We start from the raw sequence: 16,245 nt of genomic DNA, 5'->3' as shown, positions 1-16,245 counted from the left end.
CCTCAGCGCAGCGAGATGTGCAGCATCTCGCCCGCCTTGCGATAGCCGATGCGAAGGTAGAGGCGCGCCGCGCGGTCGCCGGCGGAGGTGAGGAACGGCGTCGTGACGCCCGCCTTCGCGCCCGCCCCGGTCAGCAGCGCCGCGATCGTGCCGCCGAGGCCACGCACAGCGGCGTCACGCTCGCGCCGCTGCTCATGGAGGAGGTGGCCCGGGAGCTGCACGGCGAGGAGTCCGCGCTGCTCGCCCCTTTCAGGCCGGGCCGCTTCACCGACGGCACGGCGGGGCCCGCTCCTGTTCCCGCGCGCCGGCCGGGGCAGCAGTGACGCCCGGCTGACCGGAGGTTGCGTCCGGGCTTCAGCGGGTACGCGTACCTCCTCCTGGCTCGTACCGGAAAGGTGAGGGGACGCCGGTGCTCGGACGGCTGATCGACCTGGGCGGCTTCGGGGTGGAGGCCGTCACCACGCTCACCCGCAACGGCCTGCTCGGCCCGGTGCACCCGGCCGCGCTCGCCCGCGTCGTGGAGGCGTACCGGCACTTCCACCTCACCCCCGCGACCGGTCTGGCCGTCGCGGCGGCGCGCTGGCCGGACCGCCCCGCCGTCATCGACGAGGAGGGCGAGATCACCTTCGCCGAGCTGGACGCCCGCGCCGCCGCGCTGGCGGCCGGGCTGCACCACCGGTACGGCGCCGGGCCGGGCACGACGGTCGCCGTCATGTGGCCGAACGACCGGGGCTTTCCCGCCGCCGCGGGGGCGGTGTCGCGGCTCGGCGCCGACCTGCTGCTGCTCAACACCGGCCTGGCCGGGCCGCGCCTGCGCGAGGTGCTGCGGCGCGAGGGCGTGCACGTGCTCGTCGCCGCGCCCGGCCTGCGGGAGGTCGAGTTCGCCGGGCCGCGCGTGAGCGACCTCGACGACCTCGCGGGTTCCGCGCCGGAGGACACGCCGCCGTACCCGAAGCGGCCGGGCCGGCTGGTGCTGCTCACCTCGGGCACCACCGGCACTCCGAAGGGGGCGCCGCGCCGGCTGTCGATGGCGGCGCTGGCCGAGCCGTTCGTGTCGATGCTGGCCACCGTGCCGCTGCGCGGCGGCGAGCCGATGCTGATCGCGCCGCCGCTGTTCCACGGCCTCGGCCTGCTCTGGTACGGCGCCGCGCTCGTCCTCGGCTGCCCCGTCGTGCTGCGCCGCCACTTCGACGCCGCCGCCGTGCTCGAGGACCTCGGCCGCACCGGGGCGGGCGCGCTGATCGCGGTGCCGGTCATGCTGCGGCGGCTGCTGGAGCTGCCGCCCAGGCCGCTGCCCCGCCTGCGCGTCGTCGTCTCCGGCGGCTCCGCGCTGCCCGCCGACCTCGCCACCCGTTTCATGGACACCTACGGGAACGTGCTCCACGACCTGTACGGCTCCACCGAGGCAGGCTGGGCCGCCCTGGCCACCCCCGCCGACCTGCGCGAGGCGCCCGGCACGGTGGGCCGCCCGCCACGCGGCGCCACCGTCCGCATCGAGGACGCCTCGGGTCGGGAGCTGCCGCCCGGGCAGGTGGGCCGGGTGGTCGTGGCGGGCGGGCTGACGTTCGGTCCCGGCGGGCCGCTGCCCACCGGGGACCTCGGCCACCGCGACGAGCACGGGCGGCTGTTCATCGACGGCCGCGACGACGACATGATCGTCTCCGGCGGCGAGAACGTGTTCCCGCAGGAGGTGGAGGACTTCCTCGCCTCCATGCCGGGCGTGGCCGACGTCGCCGTGCTCGGCGTGCCCGACGAGGAGTTCGGGCAGCGGCTGGCCGCGTACGTCGTCCCCGAGGACGGGGCCGAGCTGTCGGCCGGCGAGCTGCGCCGGGCCGTCAAGGAGGAGCTGGCCGGGTTCAAGGCTCCCCGCGACGTGGTGTTCGTGCCGGAGGTGCCGCGCAACCAGACGGGCAAGGTCGACCGGGCGCGGCTCGTGGACGGGTGAGCCTCAACCGGCGAGCCCCGCCGCGATGAGCCGCTCGATCGGCGGGTTGAGGCGCGCGAACCCCTCCTGGTTCCGGTACGGGTAGTATGGGTACGGCGCGGTGACCTCGCTCGCCTTGTCCAGCCTGCTCACCTGCTCGGGGGTGAGCCGCCAGCCGACGGCCCCGAGGTTCTCGCGCAGCTGCTCCTCGTTGCGCGCGCCCACGATCACCGAGGACACGGTGGGCCGGGTCAGCAGCCAGTTGAGCGCGATCTGCGGCACGCTCTTGCCGGTCTCGGCGGCGAGCTCGTCCAGCACGTCCACGACCCGGTAGAGCAGCTCGTCGTCCACTGCCGGGCCGTACACGGCGGTCTTGTGCAGCCTGCTGCCCTCCGGGATCGGGCTGCCCCGCCTGATCTTGCCGGTCAGCCGGCCCCAGCCGAGCGGGCTCCACACCAGCGCGCCGACGCCCTGGTCCAGCGCGAGCGGCATCAGCTCCCACTCGTAGTCGCGGCCGACGAGCGAGTAGTAGACCTGGTGCGCCACGTACCGGGGACGGCCGTGCCGGTCGGCGTGCGCCAGCGACTTCATCAGCTGCCAGCCGGAGAAGTTGGACGCGCCGACGTACCGGAGCTTGCCCGCCGTGACCAGGTCGCCGAGCGTGTCCAGCACCTCCTCGACGGGGGTGGCGGCGTCGAAGGCGTGCAGCTGGAACAGGTCGATGTAGTCGGTGCCGAGACGGCGCAGCGCGTCGTCCACGGCCTTGATCAGCCGGGAGCGCGAGGTGCCCGCGCCGTTCGGCCCGTCGTGCATGGGCAGGCCGGCCTTGGTGGAGATGAGCACCTTGTCGCGCCGGCCCTTGACGGCCTGGCCGAGCACCTCTTCCGAGGCGCCGTCGGAGTAGACGTCCGCCGTGTCGAACATGGTCATCCCCGCGTCAAGCGCCACGTCCACCAGCCGCCTGGCCTCGGCCACGTCGGTGTTGCCCCAGTTGCCGAACAGCTCGCCCCTGCCGCCGAACGTTCCGGCGCCGAAGCTCAGCACGGGCACTTCGAGCCCGCCCAGTCGCCTGTACTCCACCATGACCTCCTAAACGGAACGGATTTACCGTTAAGTACGGTAACACGCTAACGGGATAGTTGTCCCGTTTAGAAGTTCCGGGTTCAGGAGGGCGCGGGCAGGTCCCGGCCGAACGTGCGCTCGGGCTGTTCGACGCGGTCGCCCGGCATCCCTGGCTCGCCGCCCAGATCACCCGCGACCCCTGGGGGCCGGTGACGCTGCGGGCCTTCAGGGGTTTCGGCCGCCCGATCCAGGCGCTCGGCGTGCCGGAACGCGACTGGTTCACCATGACCTCGACCCCGGCGAGCACCCGTTCATGAGGGCCATCGCAGGAAGGGGCGCGTGAGCACGACGGCTGTGAGCAGCTCCTGAGCGGGATCGGCCTGGTTCTGCACGGCATCCATAACGGCGTGATAGGTGCAAAGTGATATGGGGCGGACGGCGGGCTCGACGATCTACGGTTGCTGCCAGGAGGCCCCACCCGCATGAACGTGTACCGCCTTGCCGCCACGGCGTTCACCCTCGTCCTCGCCCTGACCGCCGGCCCTTCGGTCGCGGCCTTCGCGCCCGGCCCCGACGCCGCTGCCACGGCGGCGATGCAGCGGGACCTCGGGCTTACCTCCGGGCAGGTCGCCGCCCGGCTCGCCGCCGAGAAGCGCGCCGCCGCCGCGGAGACGGAATTACGGCGCGAGCTCGGCGACGCCTTCGCCGGCGCCTGGCTGGCCGAGGACGGGACGCTCGTCGCCGCCACCACGGACGCCGCCCGCGTCCCGGCCGTCGAGAAGACCGGCGCCCGCGCCGAAGTCGCCGCCCGCCCGCTGGCCGCGCTCGACGCCGCCAAGGCCCGCCTGGACGCCGCCGCCCGCAGCGCGGGAGCCGGCGTGCACGCCTGGTACGTGGACGTGGCCGCCAACGACATCGTGATCCTGGCCGCCGACCCCGCCGAAGCCGCCGCCTTCGTCGAGGCCGCAGGGGTGGAGGCATCCGCCGTACGCGTCGAGCCCTCGTCCGCCAGGCCCGTCCCCTACGCCGACATCCGCGGCGGCGATGGCTTCGTCGTCGAGGGCAAGGGACGCTGCGTCGTCGGCTTCACCGCGCGGCAGGGCACCACCGACGGTTTCCTCACCGCCGGCCACTGCGGCGAGCCCGGCGACATCGCCACCACCCTCGGCGGCACCCCGATCGGCGTCTTCGCGTACTCCTCATCCACCGGCTGGGACTACGCCTGGGTCTCCCTCTACCCCGGCTGGACCCCGCGCGGCGCGGTCGCCGCCGGCGGCACCGAGCAGCCCATCCACGGCGCCGCCCAGGCCCCCGTCGGGGCGTCCGTCTGCCGCGCCGCCCCCGGCCTCGGCTGGCACTGCGGCATCATCCAGCAGCGCAACGTCACCGTGAACTTCCCCGAAGGCGTGGTCACCGGCCTGGCGCGCACGAACGTCTGCTCCGAGCCCGGCATGTCGGGAGCGCCGTTCGTCGCGGGCGACCAGGCCCAGGGCATCACCGTGGGCGGCTCGGGCGACTGCACGTATGGCGGCACCACGTTCTTCCATCCGGTCACCGAGGCGCTGTCCGGCCTGGGCCTGACGCTCATCACGTCCTGACGCCGTCCTGGCTCGGGGCTTTCCCGGCCGCGCTTCCCGGTTCGGGGCCGGCACCGGTCAGGTCGCCGAGGAGCGCGGCCACCATCCGCTGCACGGAACGCGTGAAGAAGCGCGGATCGCCGGGCGGCGTCACATGGCGGATCAGGCCGCCGTCGAACACCGCGAGCACCGCGTGGGCCGCGAACCCGGCGTCCAGCCCCGGGCGGGCCTCGGCCAGCAGCTCGCTGAGGTGCCGGTGCCAGAAGCGGTAGCTCGGGTCGGCGTACTTGTCCTCGGCGCACGCCTGCTCGTGCGCCGACAGCAGCACCGCGTTGCCCTCGGCGATCGCGCCCAGCCCGTCCAGGAACGCCGTCAGCCGCTCCCTGGCCGGCGCCCCCGGTCCGAGCGGCGGCGGCCCCGTCATGATGGCCTCCTTCAGCGCGCGTGAACGCTCCTCCAGCAGCGCCTGCAGCAGCCCCGCGCGGCTGCCGAACCGCCGGAACACCGTCCCCTTGCCCACCCCGGCCAGCGCCGCGACCCGATCGATCGACACGTGGTCGCCGCCGCCCTCGGCGAGCAGCCGCTCGGTCGCGTCGAGCACGGCGCGGCGGTTGCGAGCGGCGTCGGCACGTTCCGTACGGGTCATGGGTCCCCCTCTGCGCATGGCGTCCCGCTGCCGTCCGCCCGCCGGTTCGAGCGCCCGCCGGCCGGAAGTGGCGCCCGCCGGGGCGAGCACCAGGTCCGCGCGATGCGGACCGCTGGTCCGTATATGCTACCGTTCGATAAACCGGACCGATGGTCCGAATAGCCGCGTGAACGTTTCCGCGCATCACCTCAGGGAGCCTCGACCCATGCGCGCACTCCTCATCGACCCCGCCGCCCCATCCGCCATCCGCCTCGGCACCGCCCCCGAACCCGAACCCGCCCCCAACCAGCTCCTCATCGACGTCCGGCACATCTCGCTCAACCGGGGCGAGGTCGCGTTCGCCGCCGGCCGCCCACCCGGCACCGTGCACGGCCACGACGCCGCCGGCATCGTCGTACGGGCCGCCGCCGACGGGACGGGACCCGCCGCCGGCACCCCCGTCGTGGCCTTCGGGGAAGGCGCGTGGGCCGAGCGGATGGCCGCGGACACCCCCGCCGTCGCCGAGATCCCCGGCGGCGTCGATCCCGCCGACGCCGCCGCCCTGCCGGTCGCCGGCATCACCGCGCTGCGCACCCTCCGCGCACGCCCGATACTCGGCCACCGCGTGCTGATCACCGGCGCGGCCGGAGGAGTCGGCCGGTACGCGGTCCAGCTCGCCGCCCTGGGCGGCGCCCACGTCATCGCCTCGGTCGGCTCGCCCGCCCGCGCCGAGGGCCTGGCCGAGCTGGGCGCCGACGAGGTCGTGATCGGGCTGGACGGCATCGATCAGCCGGTGGACCTCATCCTCGACACCGTCGGCGGCCCCCAGCTCGCCGCCGCCTGGAAGCTCCTGGCGCCCGGCGGGAACATTCAGAACATCGGCTGGGCATCGGACGAACCCGCCGTCTTCGAGCCGTACTCGCTGTTCTCGATCGGACCTGCGAAGACGATGAGCACGTTCGGCGACGTCCGCGAGGTCGGCCCCGATCTGGCCACGCTCCTGCGCTTCCTCGCCACCGGGCGGCTGAAGGCGGAGGTGAGCCGCCGCGGCCCCTGGGAGGACGTGGCGACCGCCGCCCGTGACCTGCTGGAGCGCCGGGTCGCCGGCAAGGCCGTCCTGGACGTGACCCCCGCGACGACCTGACCGCCCCCTCCACTCCTCGGCCTGCTGCTCGGCCGTCTGCGCAACCGCCTGGTGTCCGGCCTCGTCGGCTTCGCCCGTGCCGGCTTGGCCCGCGCCGCCTCCTCGGCGATCGAGCTGGTGCGCGAGTCGTGGACGTCGCCCCGCAACTCGCACCGAGCTGCGTCGGCGGTGCAGGAGGCCGCCCGGCGTGGGCTTGCGGGCGCGGGCCTTCCGGCAGCGGTGACGTCAGCTCGGGAACCTGGCGGTGCCGTGCGGGTTGTCGATGACGTACCGCCACTGGCCGTCCGCGCCGCGCTTGAGGACGTCGGTCGCGGTGCCGCTCATGTCGATCGGGGTGCCGTCGCGGGCGGTGCCGCGCATCGACCAGTCGACGATGAGCAGGGCGATGTCCCCGGCGACGTACACCTGACGCGGGACCGCCTCCATCGGCACCCCGAAACTCTGCAGGTGCCGGTTGGCGGCGGCGAGAGCGGGTCCGGTGACGGCGTTGCCGGGCACCGGTACGAGTACGGCGCCGTCTTCGTAGACGTGATCGAAGGAGCCGCCGGAATTCATGGCTTCGACGAAGCGGGCTGCGGCCTCGGCAGGGCCAGAGGTGTCATGAGTCTTCATGACAAAATGATCATATCACGATTTCGTGATCACGTTCGAGAACCGGAATTGTCGTGGGCGCTCGCTATGGTCCTGGCCATGGTGGATGCGGTGATGCCGGCGCGGCGGCCGGAGGTCGCGGAGGCGTGGACGAAGCTGCTCGCGCTCGCCCGGGCGGGCGACGTGCCCGGCACCGAGCGATACGTCAGCACGCTGGGCCCGTCCGCACGCGCCGCGATCGCGGCCGAACTGCCCGGCTACGTCGCCCGTACGCCCGACCTAGGACGGCAGACCGGGCCGTTGCTGCTGGCCGGGGCCGGCTGCCTGAGCGACCCGCCGGAGGTCGCGGCCTGGCTCTTCCGCCCGGAGTTCCGGGAGCACAGCGCCCTTGCCGACATCACGCGGGGAGGGACGCGGCCGCGCGGGCGCGACGACATCACCGGGAGAAGCGCTGAGCGCCGCGACGGCGGGGGAGCGGGGCGAGAAAGCGCGGGCCACCGGGAGACGGCCCAGCCAGCGGAGACCGAGCGTACGGAGGGCGGCATCGCGTACCTCAGCAGCACGGCGGGGACTCGCTCGAGGGGCCGCAGCGCGGAGAGCGAGCGCGAGGAGGGCGGTACTGCGGAGGGTGAGCGTGTGAAGGGCGGTGGCGCGGGAGAAGGACGCGCGGAGGGCGGTGGCTTGGAGGGATGGCGCGCGGAGGGTGAGCGCGTGGATGGCCGACGCGTCCTTCGGGCGCTGCGGGGGAGGCCGTGGGAGTGGCGGGCCGAGGTGGCGCGCCACCTCGTGTCCCGGCTGAGCCTGCCGGAGCTGCGGCACTGGGACGTGGCGGCCGCCTTGGTGCGCGAGACGGGCATCGCGCCGCCCGAGGACAGAGCGTTCATCGTGGGCTGGCTGCGGTCACTGCGAGCACGACGATCATCGTGGTCCGGCGCCCTGGCGGGGGACCCGTTGTTCGTGGCGTACGCGCCGCGCCTCCTCGACCTCGACGGTCTCCCGCACACGGAGCTGTGGCCACTGGTCAGTACGGTGGCGCGTCTCGTCGAGGACGGGCTGCTCGATCGAGCGGGCGTCATCGACGTCCTCCTCGATCGTCTGACCCGCTCCACTCGTCACTCCGGCACGTTCGAGCGACGGCCGCCCGACGAGGAGATCGCCGCCCTGCGTCCCGGCGGCCTGACATCGGCCCAGCTCGTCGGCCTGCACGATCGTCTCGACCTCACCATCGACGAGTCGGCCGCGCACGCCCCCGACTACGTACGCCTGCTGCCCGCCGCCCCGGTCGCGGTCGCCGACATGGCGCTGTCGCAGCTCTGGCGTCTGGAGGAGGCGGGGCGGCTGGACGAGGGGCTGTTCGGGCGGGCGTTAACGGCGCTGACGTCCCGGCCGGAGAAGAAACTGCTGCGTGCGGCGCTGGAGTGGGCGGGCGAGGCGGTGCTGCGCGACGCGACCCGCGCCGATGTCGTGCTGGGAGCGCTGACCCCGGTCCTCGCCCAGGACACGCCCGCCCTGCGGGAGCGCGCCGCACGCCTCGCAATCCGTTTGACGTCGCCGGCGGACCCGAGGGGACACGCGGCCGTTCACCGGGAGACGGCCGGGCTTTCTGGCGAACGCCCGCCACTCCGTCATGCGGCAGGACCATCCGGTGGACACCACACGGTCCGTCGCATCCGCCCTGGTCTCCGGCGCCGGCTGAGGTGACCAGCGGAGTTCCGTGAGCGGGCGGGTGGCGCCTTGCGCGCGCCCGGCTCCGCCGCCCCGTGAGCCGTCGCCACCGAAACAGCCGCTCGGCCGAGCGGCGGAGCGTGGCTCGGGGTGGCGTTTCCAAAGGTTCCAAAGGTGGGTGGTGGAGCGGGGCTCGGGATGGCGGCCGCGCATCCGGTCTGAAGGGGACGTTCACCAGGCCAGAAGCCGCTTGTACGGGGAAGGAGCAAGGGCATGAGTGCGCCGTTCTTCGCAGCGGATGATCCTGTCGGGCCCGCACTGCGCGGGTTCGCCCGCGCGCATGCCCACCTCGTCGAGCTGCACGAGGACCCCGTTCACCTGCGTGCCCGCGAACGCGACCCGCGCCGCGCCGTCGGCCTGGTCTCGGGCGGCGGGTCGGGACATGAGCCCATGCACGCCGGGTTCGTCGGCAGAGGGATGCTGGACGCGGTCGCGCCCGGCCAGGTGTTCGCCTCCCCGCACAACCGGCAGGTCCTGCATGCCGGCCGCGCCGCCGCCGGGCCGCAGGGCGTCGTGCACATCGTCAAGAACTACACCGGCGACCGCATCAACTTCGGCATCGCCGCCGAGCGGCTGCGCCACGAGGGGGTACGGGTCGGCCGCGTGCTCGTGGACGACGACCTGGCCACCGACGACACCGGCAGCGCGACCGGCAGGCGCGGCACCGCCGCCACCGTCGTCGTGGAGAAACTCCTCGGGGCCGCCGCCGACGAAGGGCGCGGCCTCGACGAGCTGACCGAGATCGGCAACGCGGTCGCCGCCGCGTCCCGCAGCCTCGCCGTCGCCTCCCGCGCCCAGACCTCCTCCCACACCGGCGAGCCCGCGTTCTCCCTGCAGGCCGGCGAGCTGGAGTACGGCGTCGGCATCCACGGCGAGCGCGCCGCCACCACCATCGACCGGCCTCCGCTGCCCGACCTCGTCGACCGCATGATCGACGAGCTGCTGGCTGGCCTGCCGCCCGGACCCGGCGAGCTGCTGGTCCTGGTCAACGGGCTGGGCGCGACCACCCAGATGGAGCTGTACGGGATCTTCGACCTGGCCGCCGGCGCGCTGGAGGGGCGCGCGCTGAGCGTGGCGGAGTCGCTGGTGGGGACGTACGTGCCGGCGCTCGACATGGCCGGGTTCTCGCTGACGTTGACCCGGCTGCACGACGGGTGGCGCGAGTGGTGGCGGGCACCGGCGCGCACGCCCGCGTTCCCCGATCTGAGCGAGGAGGAGGGACGATGAGCGTGACCGCAGCGCCCGTGCTGCGCCGCTACGCCGAGGCCGTAGAGGCCGCGTACGACGAACTCACCCGGCTCGACCAGGCCAGCGGCGACGGCGACTTCGGCGACAACCTGCGCTCAGGGCTGCATCGCGTCCTCGCCGAACTGGATGCCGGGCAGGCGGGGGAGGAGCACGGGTTCGACGTGGCGGGCCGGGTCTTCCTCGACGAGGTGGGCGGCACCAGCGGGCCGCTGTTCGGGCTGCTGTTCACGGAGATCGCCCGCGCCCTCCGCGACGACCCCGAGGGCGGGTGGGCGCGCGGCGCCGCCGCCGGGCTGGCCGCCATCCAGCGGGTCGGCGAGGCCGAGGTGGGGGACCGCACGCTCGTGGACGCGCTGGCCCCGGCGGTGGCGGAGCTGGAACGCGGCACTGGTTTCGCCGCCGCCGCCCGTGCCGCCGCAGAAGGGGCCCGTGCGACTGCCGACCTGCGGGCTCGCCGCGGACGGGCCAGTTACGTGGGGGAGCGGGCCCGTGGCCTGCCCGACCCGGGGGCGATGGGGGTGGCGTTGCTGCTCGAGGCCCTGGCGGTCACCGAGGATCCGGGCTTCCCGGCGGGCTTGTTCTGAAGGAGCCGGCACGATCAGGTCAGGCGGGGCGGTCATCGGTTGGGCCGGGCCGGCGCTCTCTTCTCTTGCGGCGCTTCGAGTAGAGGTCACCGGCGAACCGCTCCAGAGCCGTGCGCAGCCGGGCCGGCTCGCGGGCCTGCTTCGCGGTGTCCTTGGCCAGCGATAGCTTGACCACGTCATAGCCGAATTCCTTCGCCTCGAGACCGTGCTCTTTCAGCCAGGACGGTTCCGGCCTCCAGTCCTTTTTGAAGTGGACGAACACCCTGTAGGCCTGTGCGTCTCCACGGTCGTTGGTATCAGGCACCAGCCGTACCGACTCCAGACGCTTCCAGGCGAGGAAGAGGGAGCGGTCGCTCCAGCGCAGCCACCGCTTGTCGATGACGGTCAGCCCTTCCTTGTCCAGGACCAGCACGTCATACCCGTCGCGCCCGCTGCCGAAGAACCCGAAGGCGAACAGGGCCAGTGCCCAGAACCGGCCGCCGCCTTCCATCGTTTCCTGCCAGGCGGCGGCCCACGCGTCAGACGCGCTATCGAGTTCCGCGGCAGCGCCCAAGAACATGACGATGAGGACGATCGACGCGCAGCCCAGCCCCCAGATCGGCCTCAACACACTGCTTCTCAGCCGTCCTTCCGGAGTGCTGAGGTCGAAGACCTCCGGGGGCCGTTCGGCGGCTTCGGCTCGGCGCCGAGCAGGGGTGGGTGGACGCGTGGCACCTTTGGCGGGTGGCCTGCGGGCGGTGTCGGGCGGGAGCCGGCGGGTGGGGGCAGGGGATTTCTCGGGGGTGGTGCCGGCGGGGAGGATGCGGGTCGCGTTCTGGGCGATGACCTGGGTGAGGTCGGCGGGGAGCCGGCCTGCGGACGGTTCCGTTCGCCGGGGTGAGAGCGCTGCCAGGTCGTCGCGTAAGGACTCCAGGGCGGGGCGGGCGGCGGGGTCTTTGGCGAGGCAGGCGGTGATCAGGGCGGCCAGCGGCTCCGGCACGCCGGACAGGTCGGGCTCCTCGTGGACGACGCGGTAGACGACCGCGTGGACGGGGCCGGTGCCGAACGGGCTCTGGCCGGTCGCGGCGAAGCCCAGCACGCAGCCGAGCGAGAACACGTCCGCCGCCGGGCCGGCCTTCTCTGCGCGGGCCTGTTCGGGGGACATGAACGCCGCCGTGCCGAGGACGGTGGAGGTGTGGGTGGTGGAGGTGGCGTCGAGGGCTCGGGCGATGCCGAAGTCGATCAGCCGGGGTCCGTCCTCGGCCAGGAGGACGTTGGCGGGTTTGAGGTCGCGGTGCACGATGCCGCTCGCGTGCACGGCGGCCAGCCCCTCGGCCAGAGCGGCCCCGAGCACGGCCACGGACTCCAGGGGGAGCGGCCCGCGGTCGGCGACGGCCTGGTGCAGCGAGGGGCCGGGGACGTACGCGGTGGCCAGCCACGGCAGGCCGGCCTCGGTGTCGGCGTCGATGACCGGGGCGGTGAAGGCGCCGCCGACCTTGCGGGCGGCGGCCACCTCGTCGGCGAAGCGCCGCCGGAAGTCCGCGTCCTCGGCGAGATCGGGGCGTACGACCTTGACCGCGACCAGCCGCCCGCCCGGCGACCGGCCCAGGAACACCTGCCCCATGCCGCCCTGCCCCAGCCGCGCGTGCAGCTCATAGGGCCCGATCTTCCGGGGATCGCCGTCGCGAAGGGGGTTGGTCATGGGCGCCGCTTCCGCGTGGGGGTTGTCGTGATCAACCTCAGATGATCGCAGATGTCCCTACGCGGTGCGAGCGGGTCGACACAACTCGTGCAGGTGCGGTGCAGGTCAGCCCAGGACGGCGCCGATCGCGGTCATGATCGGGATGGACAGGCCGGTCGTCACCAGGATCGTGCCGCGCGCCAGCCGCCGGGCGGTGTCGTACGTGACGGCGTACACGTAGATGTTCTGGGCCGTGGGCAGGGCGGCGAAGAGGGTGGCGGCGAGCAGGTGCAGGCCGTCCAGGTGAAGGGCGAAACGGGCCGTGAGGTACGCCACCGCCGGCTGGGCGACGGCCTTGAGCGCCACGGCCAGCGCGATGTCCCTGCCCACCCCGTTCTCCTCGGGGGCGGGCGCCTGACGGCGGGAGCCGTACAGGCTGAGGCCGTAGGCCAACAGCGCCACCGGCACGGCCGCGCCGCCGAGCAGGTCGATCGGGCGCATGACCGCGACCGGCAGCGAGACGCCGCTGACCGCGAGCGCCAGGCCGAGCAGCGAGGCCACCGTGAGCGGGTTCCTGAACGGCAGCAGCAGGGCGGCGCGCGGTGACCGGGCGCCCTTGTCCAGGATCAGGAACGACACCGGGGTCAGCACCAGGAGCTGGAACAGCAGGACGGGGGCTATCAGGGCGGCGTCGCCCAGCACGTACAGGGAGATCGGCACGCCCAGGTTCCCGGCGTTGACGTACGAGGAGGCGAGAGCGCCGATCGTCGCCTGCCGGGTGTCGCGCCGGAACGCCGGCCTGGCCACCAGCACGAACACCAGCTGTGTGAACGCCACCGCGATGACCTGGGTGAGCAGCACCGGCGACAGCAGCGCCGCAAGGTCGGCCTTGGAGACGGTGGCGAACATCAGCGCCGGGGTCGCCACGAAGAACGCCAGCCGCGACAGTGTCAGCTCGTCGCTCGCCCGCAGCAGGCCGGTCGCTCCGATGACGTAGCCGAGCACGGCGACCGACACCAGAGCGGCGAACGCCGCGACAACCCCCGACACCCCGATACCTCCCAAAGTGGTCGATTCAGGAGGCTATCGGAGGTCGGTTTTCCGGCTGTGGGCTGGTGGGTGCGGGTGGGGTGGTGGGGTGCTGGTCGAGTCGGGGGTCGGTTTTCTGGCTGCGGCCTGCTGGTGGTGGTCGATTCGGGAGGTTGTCCGAGGGCGGCTTTTCGGGTGCGGGCTGGTGGTGAGTGCGGGGCGGTGGCCGATTCGGGAGCTTTCCGCGGGCCGGCCTTTCGGCTGTGGGCTCGTGGTGCGGGCGGGGCGAAGGTGGGGCGAGGGGCGGGCTGAGCATAGGTCCGGGCGGAGAGGGTAAGCCCGTCGTACGGCGCTGACCTGCGAAAACAGGGCAGCGCAGGCATGTGGGGGCAAAAAGGGGGGCTTCGGTGACCATTGAGGAACCGCGTACTGACGAACCGTTGACGTCCGCCCTGTCGCCGGTCGAGGCCAAAGGCAAGGGGCGGCTCATCGTGGCCTGGCTCACGAGCACGGACCACAAGATCATCGGCTACATGTACCTGATCGCCTCGTTCCTGTTCTTCCTGCTGGCCGGGGTCATGGCCCTGGTCATCCGGGGCGAGCTGGCACAGCCCGGCCTGGACCTGGTCAGCCCCGAGGCGTACAACCAGCTGTTCACCATGCACGGCACGATCATGATGCTGTTCTTCGCGACCCCGCTGTTCGCCGGGTTCGCGAACGTGATCATGCCGCTCCAGATCGGCTCCCCCGACGTCGCCTTCCCCCGGCTCAACGCGGTCAGCTTCTGGCTCTTCCTGTTCGGCGGCCTCATAGCCGTCAGCGGATTCCTCAGCGCCGGCGGCGCCGCCGACTTCGGGTGGTTCGCCTACACCCCGCTCTCGCAGTCCACGTTCAGCCCCAGCCTCGGCGGCGACCTGTGGATCATGGGCCTGGCGATGTCGGGTCTCGGCACCATCCTCGGCTCGGTCAACTTCTTCACCACGATCGTGTGCCTGCGGGCCCCGGGCATGACGATGTTCCGCATGCCGATCTTCACCTGGAACACGCTGCTCACCAGCATGCTCGTGCTGATGGCGTTCCCGGTGCTGGCCGCCGCGCTGCTCGCGCTGGAGGCCGATCGCAAGCTCGGCACCCACATCTACGACCCCACCAACGCGGGGGCCATGCTCTGGCAGCACCTGTTCTGGTTCTTCGGCCATCCCGAGGTGTACATCATCGCGCTGCCGTTCTTCGGCATCATCACCGAGGTCATCCCGGTCTTCAGCCGCAAGCCGATCTTCGGCTACATCGGCCTGGTCGGGGCGACCATCGCCATCTCGGGGCTGTCGATGACGGTGTGGGCGCACCACATGTTCGGCACCGGGCAGGTCCTGCTCCCGTTCTTCGCCTTCACGACGTTCCTCATCGCCATCCCGACCGGCGTGAAGTTCTTCAACTGGACCGGCACCATGTGGCGGGGCCATCTCAGCTTCGACACGCCCATGCTGTTCGCGGTCGGCTTCCTCGTCACGTTCCTGCTGGGCGGGCTGACCGGGATGATCCTCGCCTCGCCGCCGCTCGACTTCCACATCACCGACACGTACTTCGTCGTCGCCCACTTCCATTACGTGGTCTTCGGCACGGTGGTGTTCGCGATGTTCTCGGGCTTCTACTTCTGGTGGCCCAAGATGACCGGCAGGATGCTGAACGAGCGGCTCGGCAAGGTGCACTTCTGGCTGCTGTTCATCGGCTTCCACACCACGTTCCTGGTGCAGCACTGGCTGGGCGTGGCCGGCATGCCGCGCAGGTACGCCGACTACAGCGCCGCCGACCACTTCACCGACCTGCACCTGGTCTCGTCCATCGGCGCGGCGATCCTGGGACTGTCCACGCTGCCGTTCCTCTACAACCTCTGGTGGACCGTCCGGCACGCGCCCCGCGTCACCGTGGACGACCCGTGGGGCTTCGGCAACTCGCTGGAATGGGCGACGAGCTGCCCGCCGCCGCGCCACAACTTCACCAGCCTGCCGCGCATCCGCTCGGAGCGGCCCGCCTTCGACCTGCACTACCCGCACTCGGCTCCGCCCGCCGTCGAAGCCGCAGCGGAGAAGGAGTGAGCACCGTGGACGGCCTGTCGCCCCACGAACAGCTCATCCTGGCGGAGATCGAGCTGGAGCTGCGCCACACCGAAGCGCGCCTGGCCAGCCGGCTGAGCGCCTTCAACGCCAGGGTCGGCGAGGACAACCCGCAGCGCTTCGCCTCGCAGGTCGGCAACTGGGAGGTGGTGGCCGTGCTGGGCATGGTGCTGCTCATCTCCGCCCTGGCCACCCTCCTCGTCCTGTCCTGCCGGTGACGAGGGAGACCTCGGGCAGGTCGGCCAGGCCGTGCGCGAGGCTGGACGGCGCCATCATGTGCGCGGCCAGGTGCACGGCGAAGCGCCGGTCCAGTCCCGCCGCACCCTGTAACGGCCGTCGTCGTTGCCAGGGTCGGGCGTCCATCCGGTCATGGCCGGCCTGCGGCGCAGGTCGTCGAGCACCTCGTCGGGCGCGTGCAGCGGCACCGGCTCCAGCGGCGTTGTCATGATCGATCCTCCAGTCGCGCCGCGATCTCCGTCAGCCGGCCGAGCACCCGCATCACGTCGGCGAGCGCCGCCCGGTCGTCGCCGTCCAGGTACTCCACCAGGCGGCGCAGCCGCGCGACCCGGTCCGCGCGCCGGGAGCCGGCGATCCGCCGGCCCTCGGGGGTGAGCGACAGCAGGACGGCCCGCCCGTCTCGGGGGTCGGGACGGCGTGACACCGGCCCCTCGCGTTCCAGCTTCGCCACGAGGCCGGTCAACGCGGGCTGCTTGAGCTGCTCGGTCGCCGTCAGGTCGGTGAGCCGCATCTCGCCTTTGCGGGACAAGGTGTGCAGGACCGACAGGGCCGAGAAGTTCAGGCGGCGGACCGGGGGCAGGCGGATGTCGTACGTGTTGAAGTCCTCGATCGTGGTCGCCGGCCGGTCGAGGTCCGGCACGTCGCCGGATGGCCCGGATGTCACGTGCGCAGTTATCTCGAAAATCGATGTATTTCAGCTTTGAGGGGTCGGTCGTGTGGAACGC

The 16,245-nt window shown here is 72.7% G+C and carries 18 protein-coding genes; 10 read left to right on the top strand and 8 right to left on the bottom strand.

What is annotated here, in order from left to right; all coding sequences use genetic code 11:
- Positions 1-2: 2 nt before the first annotated feature.
- Positions 3-167, bottom strand: coding sequence for a hypothetical protein (locus tag ACGFIM_RS04655; protein ID WP_393194569.1), 165 nt, complete (start codon positions 165-167; stop codon positions 3-5).
- Between the two features lie 27 nt (positions 168-194).
- On the opposite strand from ACGFIM_RS04655, the gene ACGFIM_RS04650 reads away from it, so the two are divergent.
- Together ACGFIM_RS04650 and ACGFIM_RS04645 are read left to right on the top strand one after the other, a co-directional pair.
- Complete coding sequence (locus ACGFIM_RS04650; protein WP_393194565.1) at positions 195-323, top strand: hypothetical protein; 129 nt, start codon at positions 195-197, stop codon at positions 321-323.
- An 86-nt stretch (positions 324-409) separates the two neighbouring features.
- Complete coding sequence (locus ACGFIM_RS04645) at positions 410-1,945, top strand: AMP-binding protein (RefSeq protein WP_393194562.1); 1,536 nt, start codon at positions 410-412, stop codon at positions 1,943-1,945.
- Positions 1,946-1,948: 3 nt separating this feature from the next.
- Here the strand turns inward: ACGFIM_RS04645 and ACGFIM_RS04640 are convergent, their stop codons facing one another.
- A complete protein-coding gene (locus ACGFIM_RS04640) occupies positions 1,949-3,004 on the bottom strand; it encodes an aldo/keto reductase (protein ID WP_393194559.1) in 1,056 nt (351 codons plus the stop codon).
- Between the two features lie 59 nt (positions 3,005-3,063).
- On the opposite strand from ACGFIM_RS04640, the gene ACGFIM_RS04635 reads away from it, so the two are divergent.
- On the top strand, positions 3,064-3,303 hold the full coding sequence (locus ACGFIM_RS04635; protein WP_393194556.1) for a hypothetical protein: 240 nt from the start codon (positions 3,064-3,066) through the stop codon (positions 3,301-3,303).
- 165 nt (positions 3,304-3,468) lie between these two features.
- The gene (locus tag ACGFIM_RS04630; RefSeq protein WP_393194553.1) at positions 3,469-4,584 is read left to right on the top strand and encodes a S1 family peptidase; all 1,116 of its coding nucleotides are present in this window, start codon (positions 3,469-3,471) and stop codon (positions 4,582-4,584) included.
- On the opposite strand, the gene ACGFIM_RS04625 is transcribed toward ACGFIM_RS04630, so the two are convergent.
- Positions 4,574-5,209, bottom strand: a complete 636-nt coding sequence (locus tag ACGFIM_RS04625; protein ID WP_393194550.1) for a TetR/AcrR family transcriptional regulator — start codon at positions 5,207-5,209, stop codon at positions 4,574-4,576. The two genes, ACGFIM_RS04630 and ACGFIM_RS04625, sit on opposite strands and share 11 nt — an antisense overlap.
- 205 nt (positions 5,210-5,414) lie before the next feature.
- Between ACGFIM_RS04625 and ACGFIM_RS04620 the strand changes: the two genes are divergently transcribed.
- Complete coding sequence (locus ACGFIM_RS04620) at positions 5,415-6,332, top strand: zinc-binding dehydrogenase (protein WP_393194547.1); 918 nt, start codon at positions 5,415-5,417, stop codon at positions 6,330-6,332.
- Between the two features lie 225 nt (positions 6,333-6,557).
- Here ACGFIM_RS04620 and ACGFIM_RS04615 read toward each other — a convergent pair whose 3' ends face one another.
- Positions 6,558-6,944, bottom strand: a complete 387-nt coding sequence (locus tag ACGFIM_RS04615; RefSeq protein WP_393194544.1) for a YybH family protein — start codon at positions 6,942-6,944, stop codon at positions 6,558-6,560.
- A gap of 78 nt (positions 6,945-7,022) precedes the next feature.
- Between ACGFIM_RS04615 and ACGFIM_RS04610 the strand changes: the two genes are divergently transcribed.
- The 3 genes from ACGFIM_RS04610 to dhaL all read left to right on the top strand — a co-directional run bounded on the left by ACGFIM_RS04610 (position 7,023) and on the right by dhaL (position 10,480).
- Positions 7,023-8,624 carry a hypothetical protein gene (locus ACGFIM_RS04610; RefSeq protein WP_393194541.1) on the top strand — a complete coding sequence of 534 codons (1,602 nt, stop codon included), beginning with the start codon at positions 7,023-7,025 and terminating at the stop codon, positions 8,622-8,624.
- A gap of 237 nt (positions 8,625-8,861) precedes the next feature.
- Positions 8,862-9,875, top strand: coding sequence for a dihydroxyacetone kinase subunit DhaK (locus ACGFIM_RS04605; protein WP_393194538.1), 1,014 nt, complete (start codon positions 8,862-8,864; stop codon positions 9,873-9,875).
- Positions 9,872-10,480 carry a dihydroxyacetone kinase subunit DhaL gene (gene dhaL / locus ACGFIM_RS04600; RefSeq protein ID WP_393194535.1) on the top strand — a complete coding sequence of 203 codons (609 nt, stop codon included), beginning with the start codon at positions 9,872-9,874 and terminating at the stop codon, positions 10,478-10,480. The genes ACGFIM_RS04605 and dhaL overlap by 4 nt, the downstream gene beginning before the upstream one ends.
- A gap of 19 nt (positions 10,481-10,499) precedes the next feature.
- Here the strand turns inward: dhaL and ACGFIM_RS04595 are convergent, their stop codons facing one another.
- Complete coding sequence (locus ACGFIM_RS04595; RefSeq protein ID WP_393194532.1) at positions 10,500-12,161, bottom strand: serine/threonine-protein kinase; 1,662 nt, start codon at positions 12,159-12,161, stop codon at positions 10,500-10,502.
- A 105-nt stretch (positions 12,162-12,266) separates the two neighbouring features.
- Positions 12,267-13,190, bottom strand: coding sequence for an AEC family transporter (locus tag ACGFIM_RS04590; RefSeq protein ID WP_393194529.1), 924 nt, complete (start codon positions 13,188-13,190; stop codon positions 12,267-12,269).
- A 512-nt stretch (positions 13,191-13,702) separates the two neighbouring features.
- Between ACGFIM_RS04590 and ctaD the strand changes: the two genes are divergently transcribed.
- Both ctaD and ACGFIM_RS04580 read left to right on the top strand, forming a co-directional pair.
- Complete coding sequence (gene ctaD, locus ACGFIM_RS04585) at positions 13,703-15,265, top strand: cytochrome c oxidase subunit I (protein WP_393199627.1); 1,563 nt, start codon at positions 13,703-13,705, stop codon at positions 15,263-15,265.
- Complete coding sequence (locus tag ACGFIM_RS04580) at positions 15,262-15,501, top strand: DUF3040 domain-containing protein (protein ID WP_393194526.1); 240 nt, start codon at positions 15,262-15,264, stop codon at positions 15,499-15,501. The genes ctaD and ACGFIM_RS04580 overlap by 4 nt, the downstream gene beginning before the upstream one ends.
- A 54-nt stretch (positions 15,502-15,555) precedes the next feature.
- Here ACGFIM_RS04580 and ACGFIM_RS04575 read toward each other — a convergent pair whose 3' ends face one another.
- Positions 15,556-15,729 carry a hypothetical protein gene (locus ACGFIM_RS04575; protein WP_393194523.1) on the bottom strand — a complete coding sequence of 58 codons (174 nt, stop codon included), beginning with the start codon at positions 15,727-15,729 and terminating at the stop codon, positions 15,556-15,558.
- Positions 15,726-16,184, bottom strand: a complete 459-nt coding sequence (locus ACGFIM_RS04570; RefSeq protein WP_393194520.1) for a MarR family winged helix-turn-helix transcriptional regulator — start codon at positions 16,182-16,184, stop codon at positions 15,726-15,728. The genes ACGFIM_RS04575 and ACGFIM_RS04570 overlap by 4 nt, the downstream gene beginning before the upstream one ends.
- Between the last annotated feature and the right edge of the window lie 61 nt (positions 16,185-16,245).

It is taken from the genome of Nonomuraea sp. NPDC049309 (assembly GCF_043196965.1).
GTDB classification, from domain to species: Bacteria; Actinomycetota; Actinomycetes; order Streptosporangiales; family Streptosporangiaceae; genus Nonomuraea; species Nonomuraea fastidiosa.
This window is presented reverse-complemented; position numbering and strand designations above follow the sequence as displayed.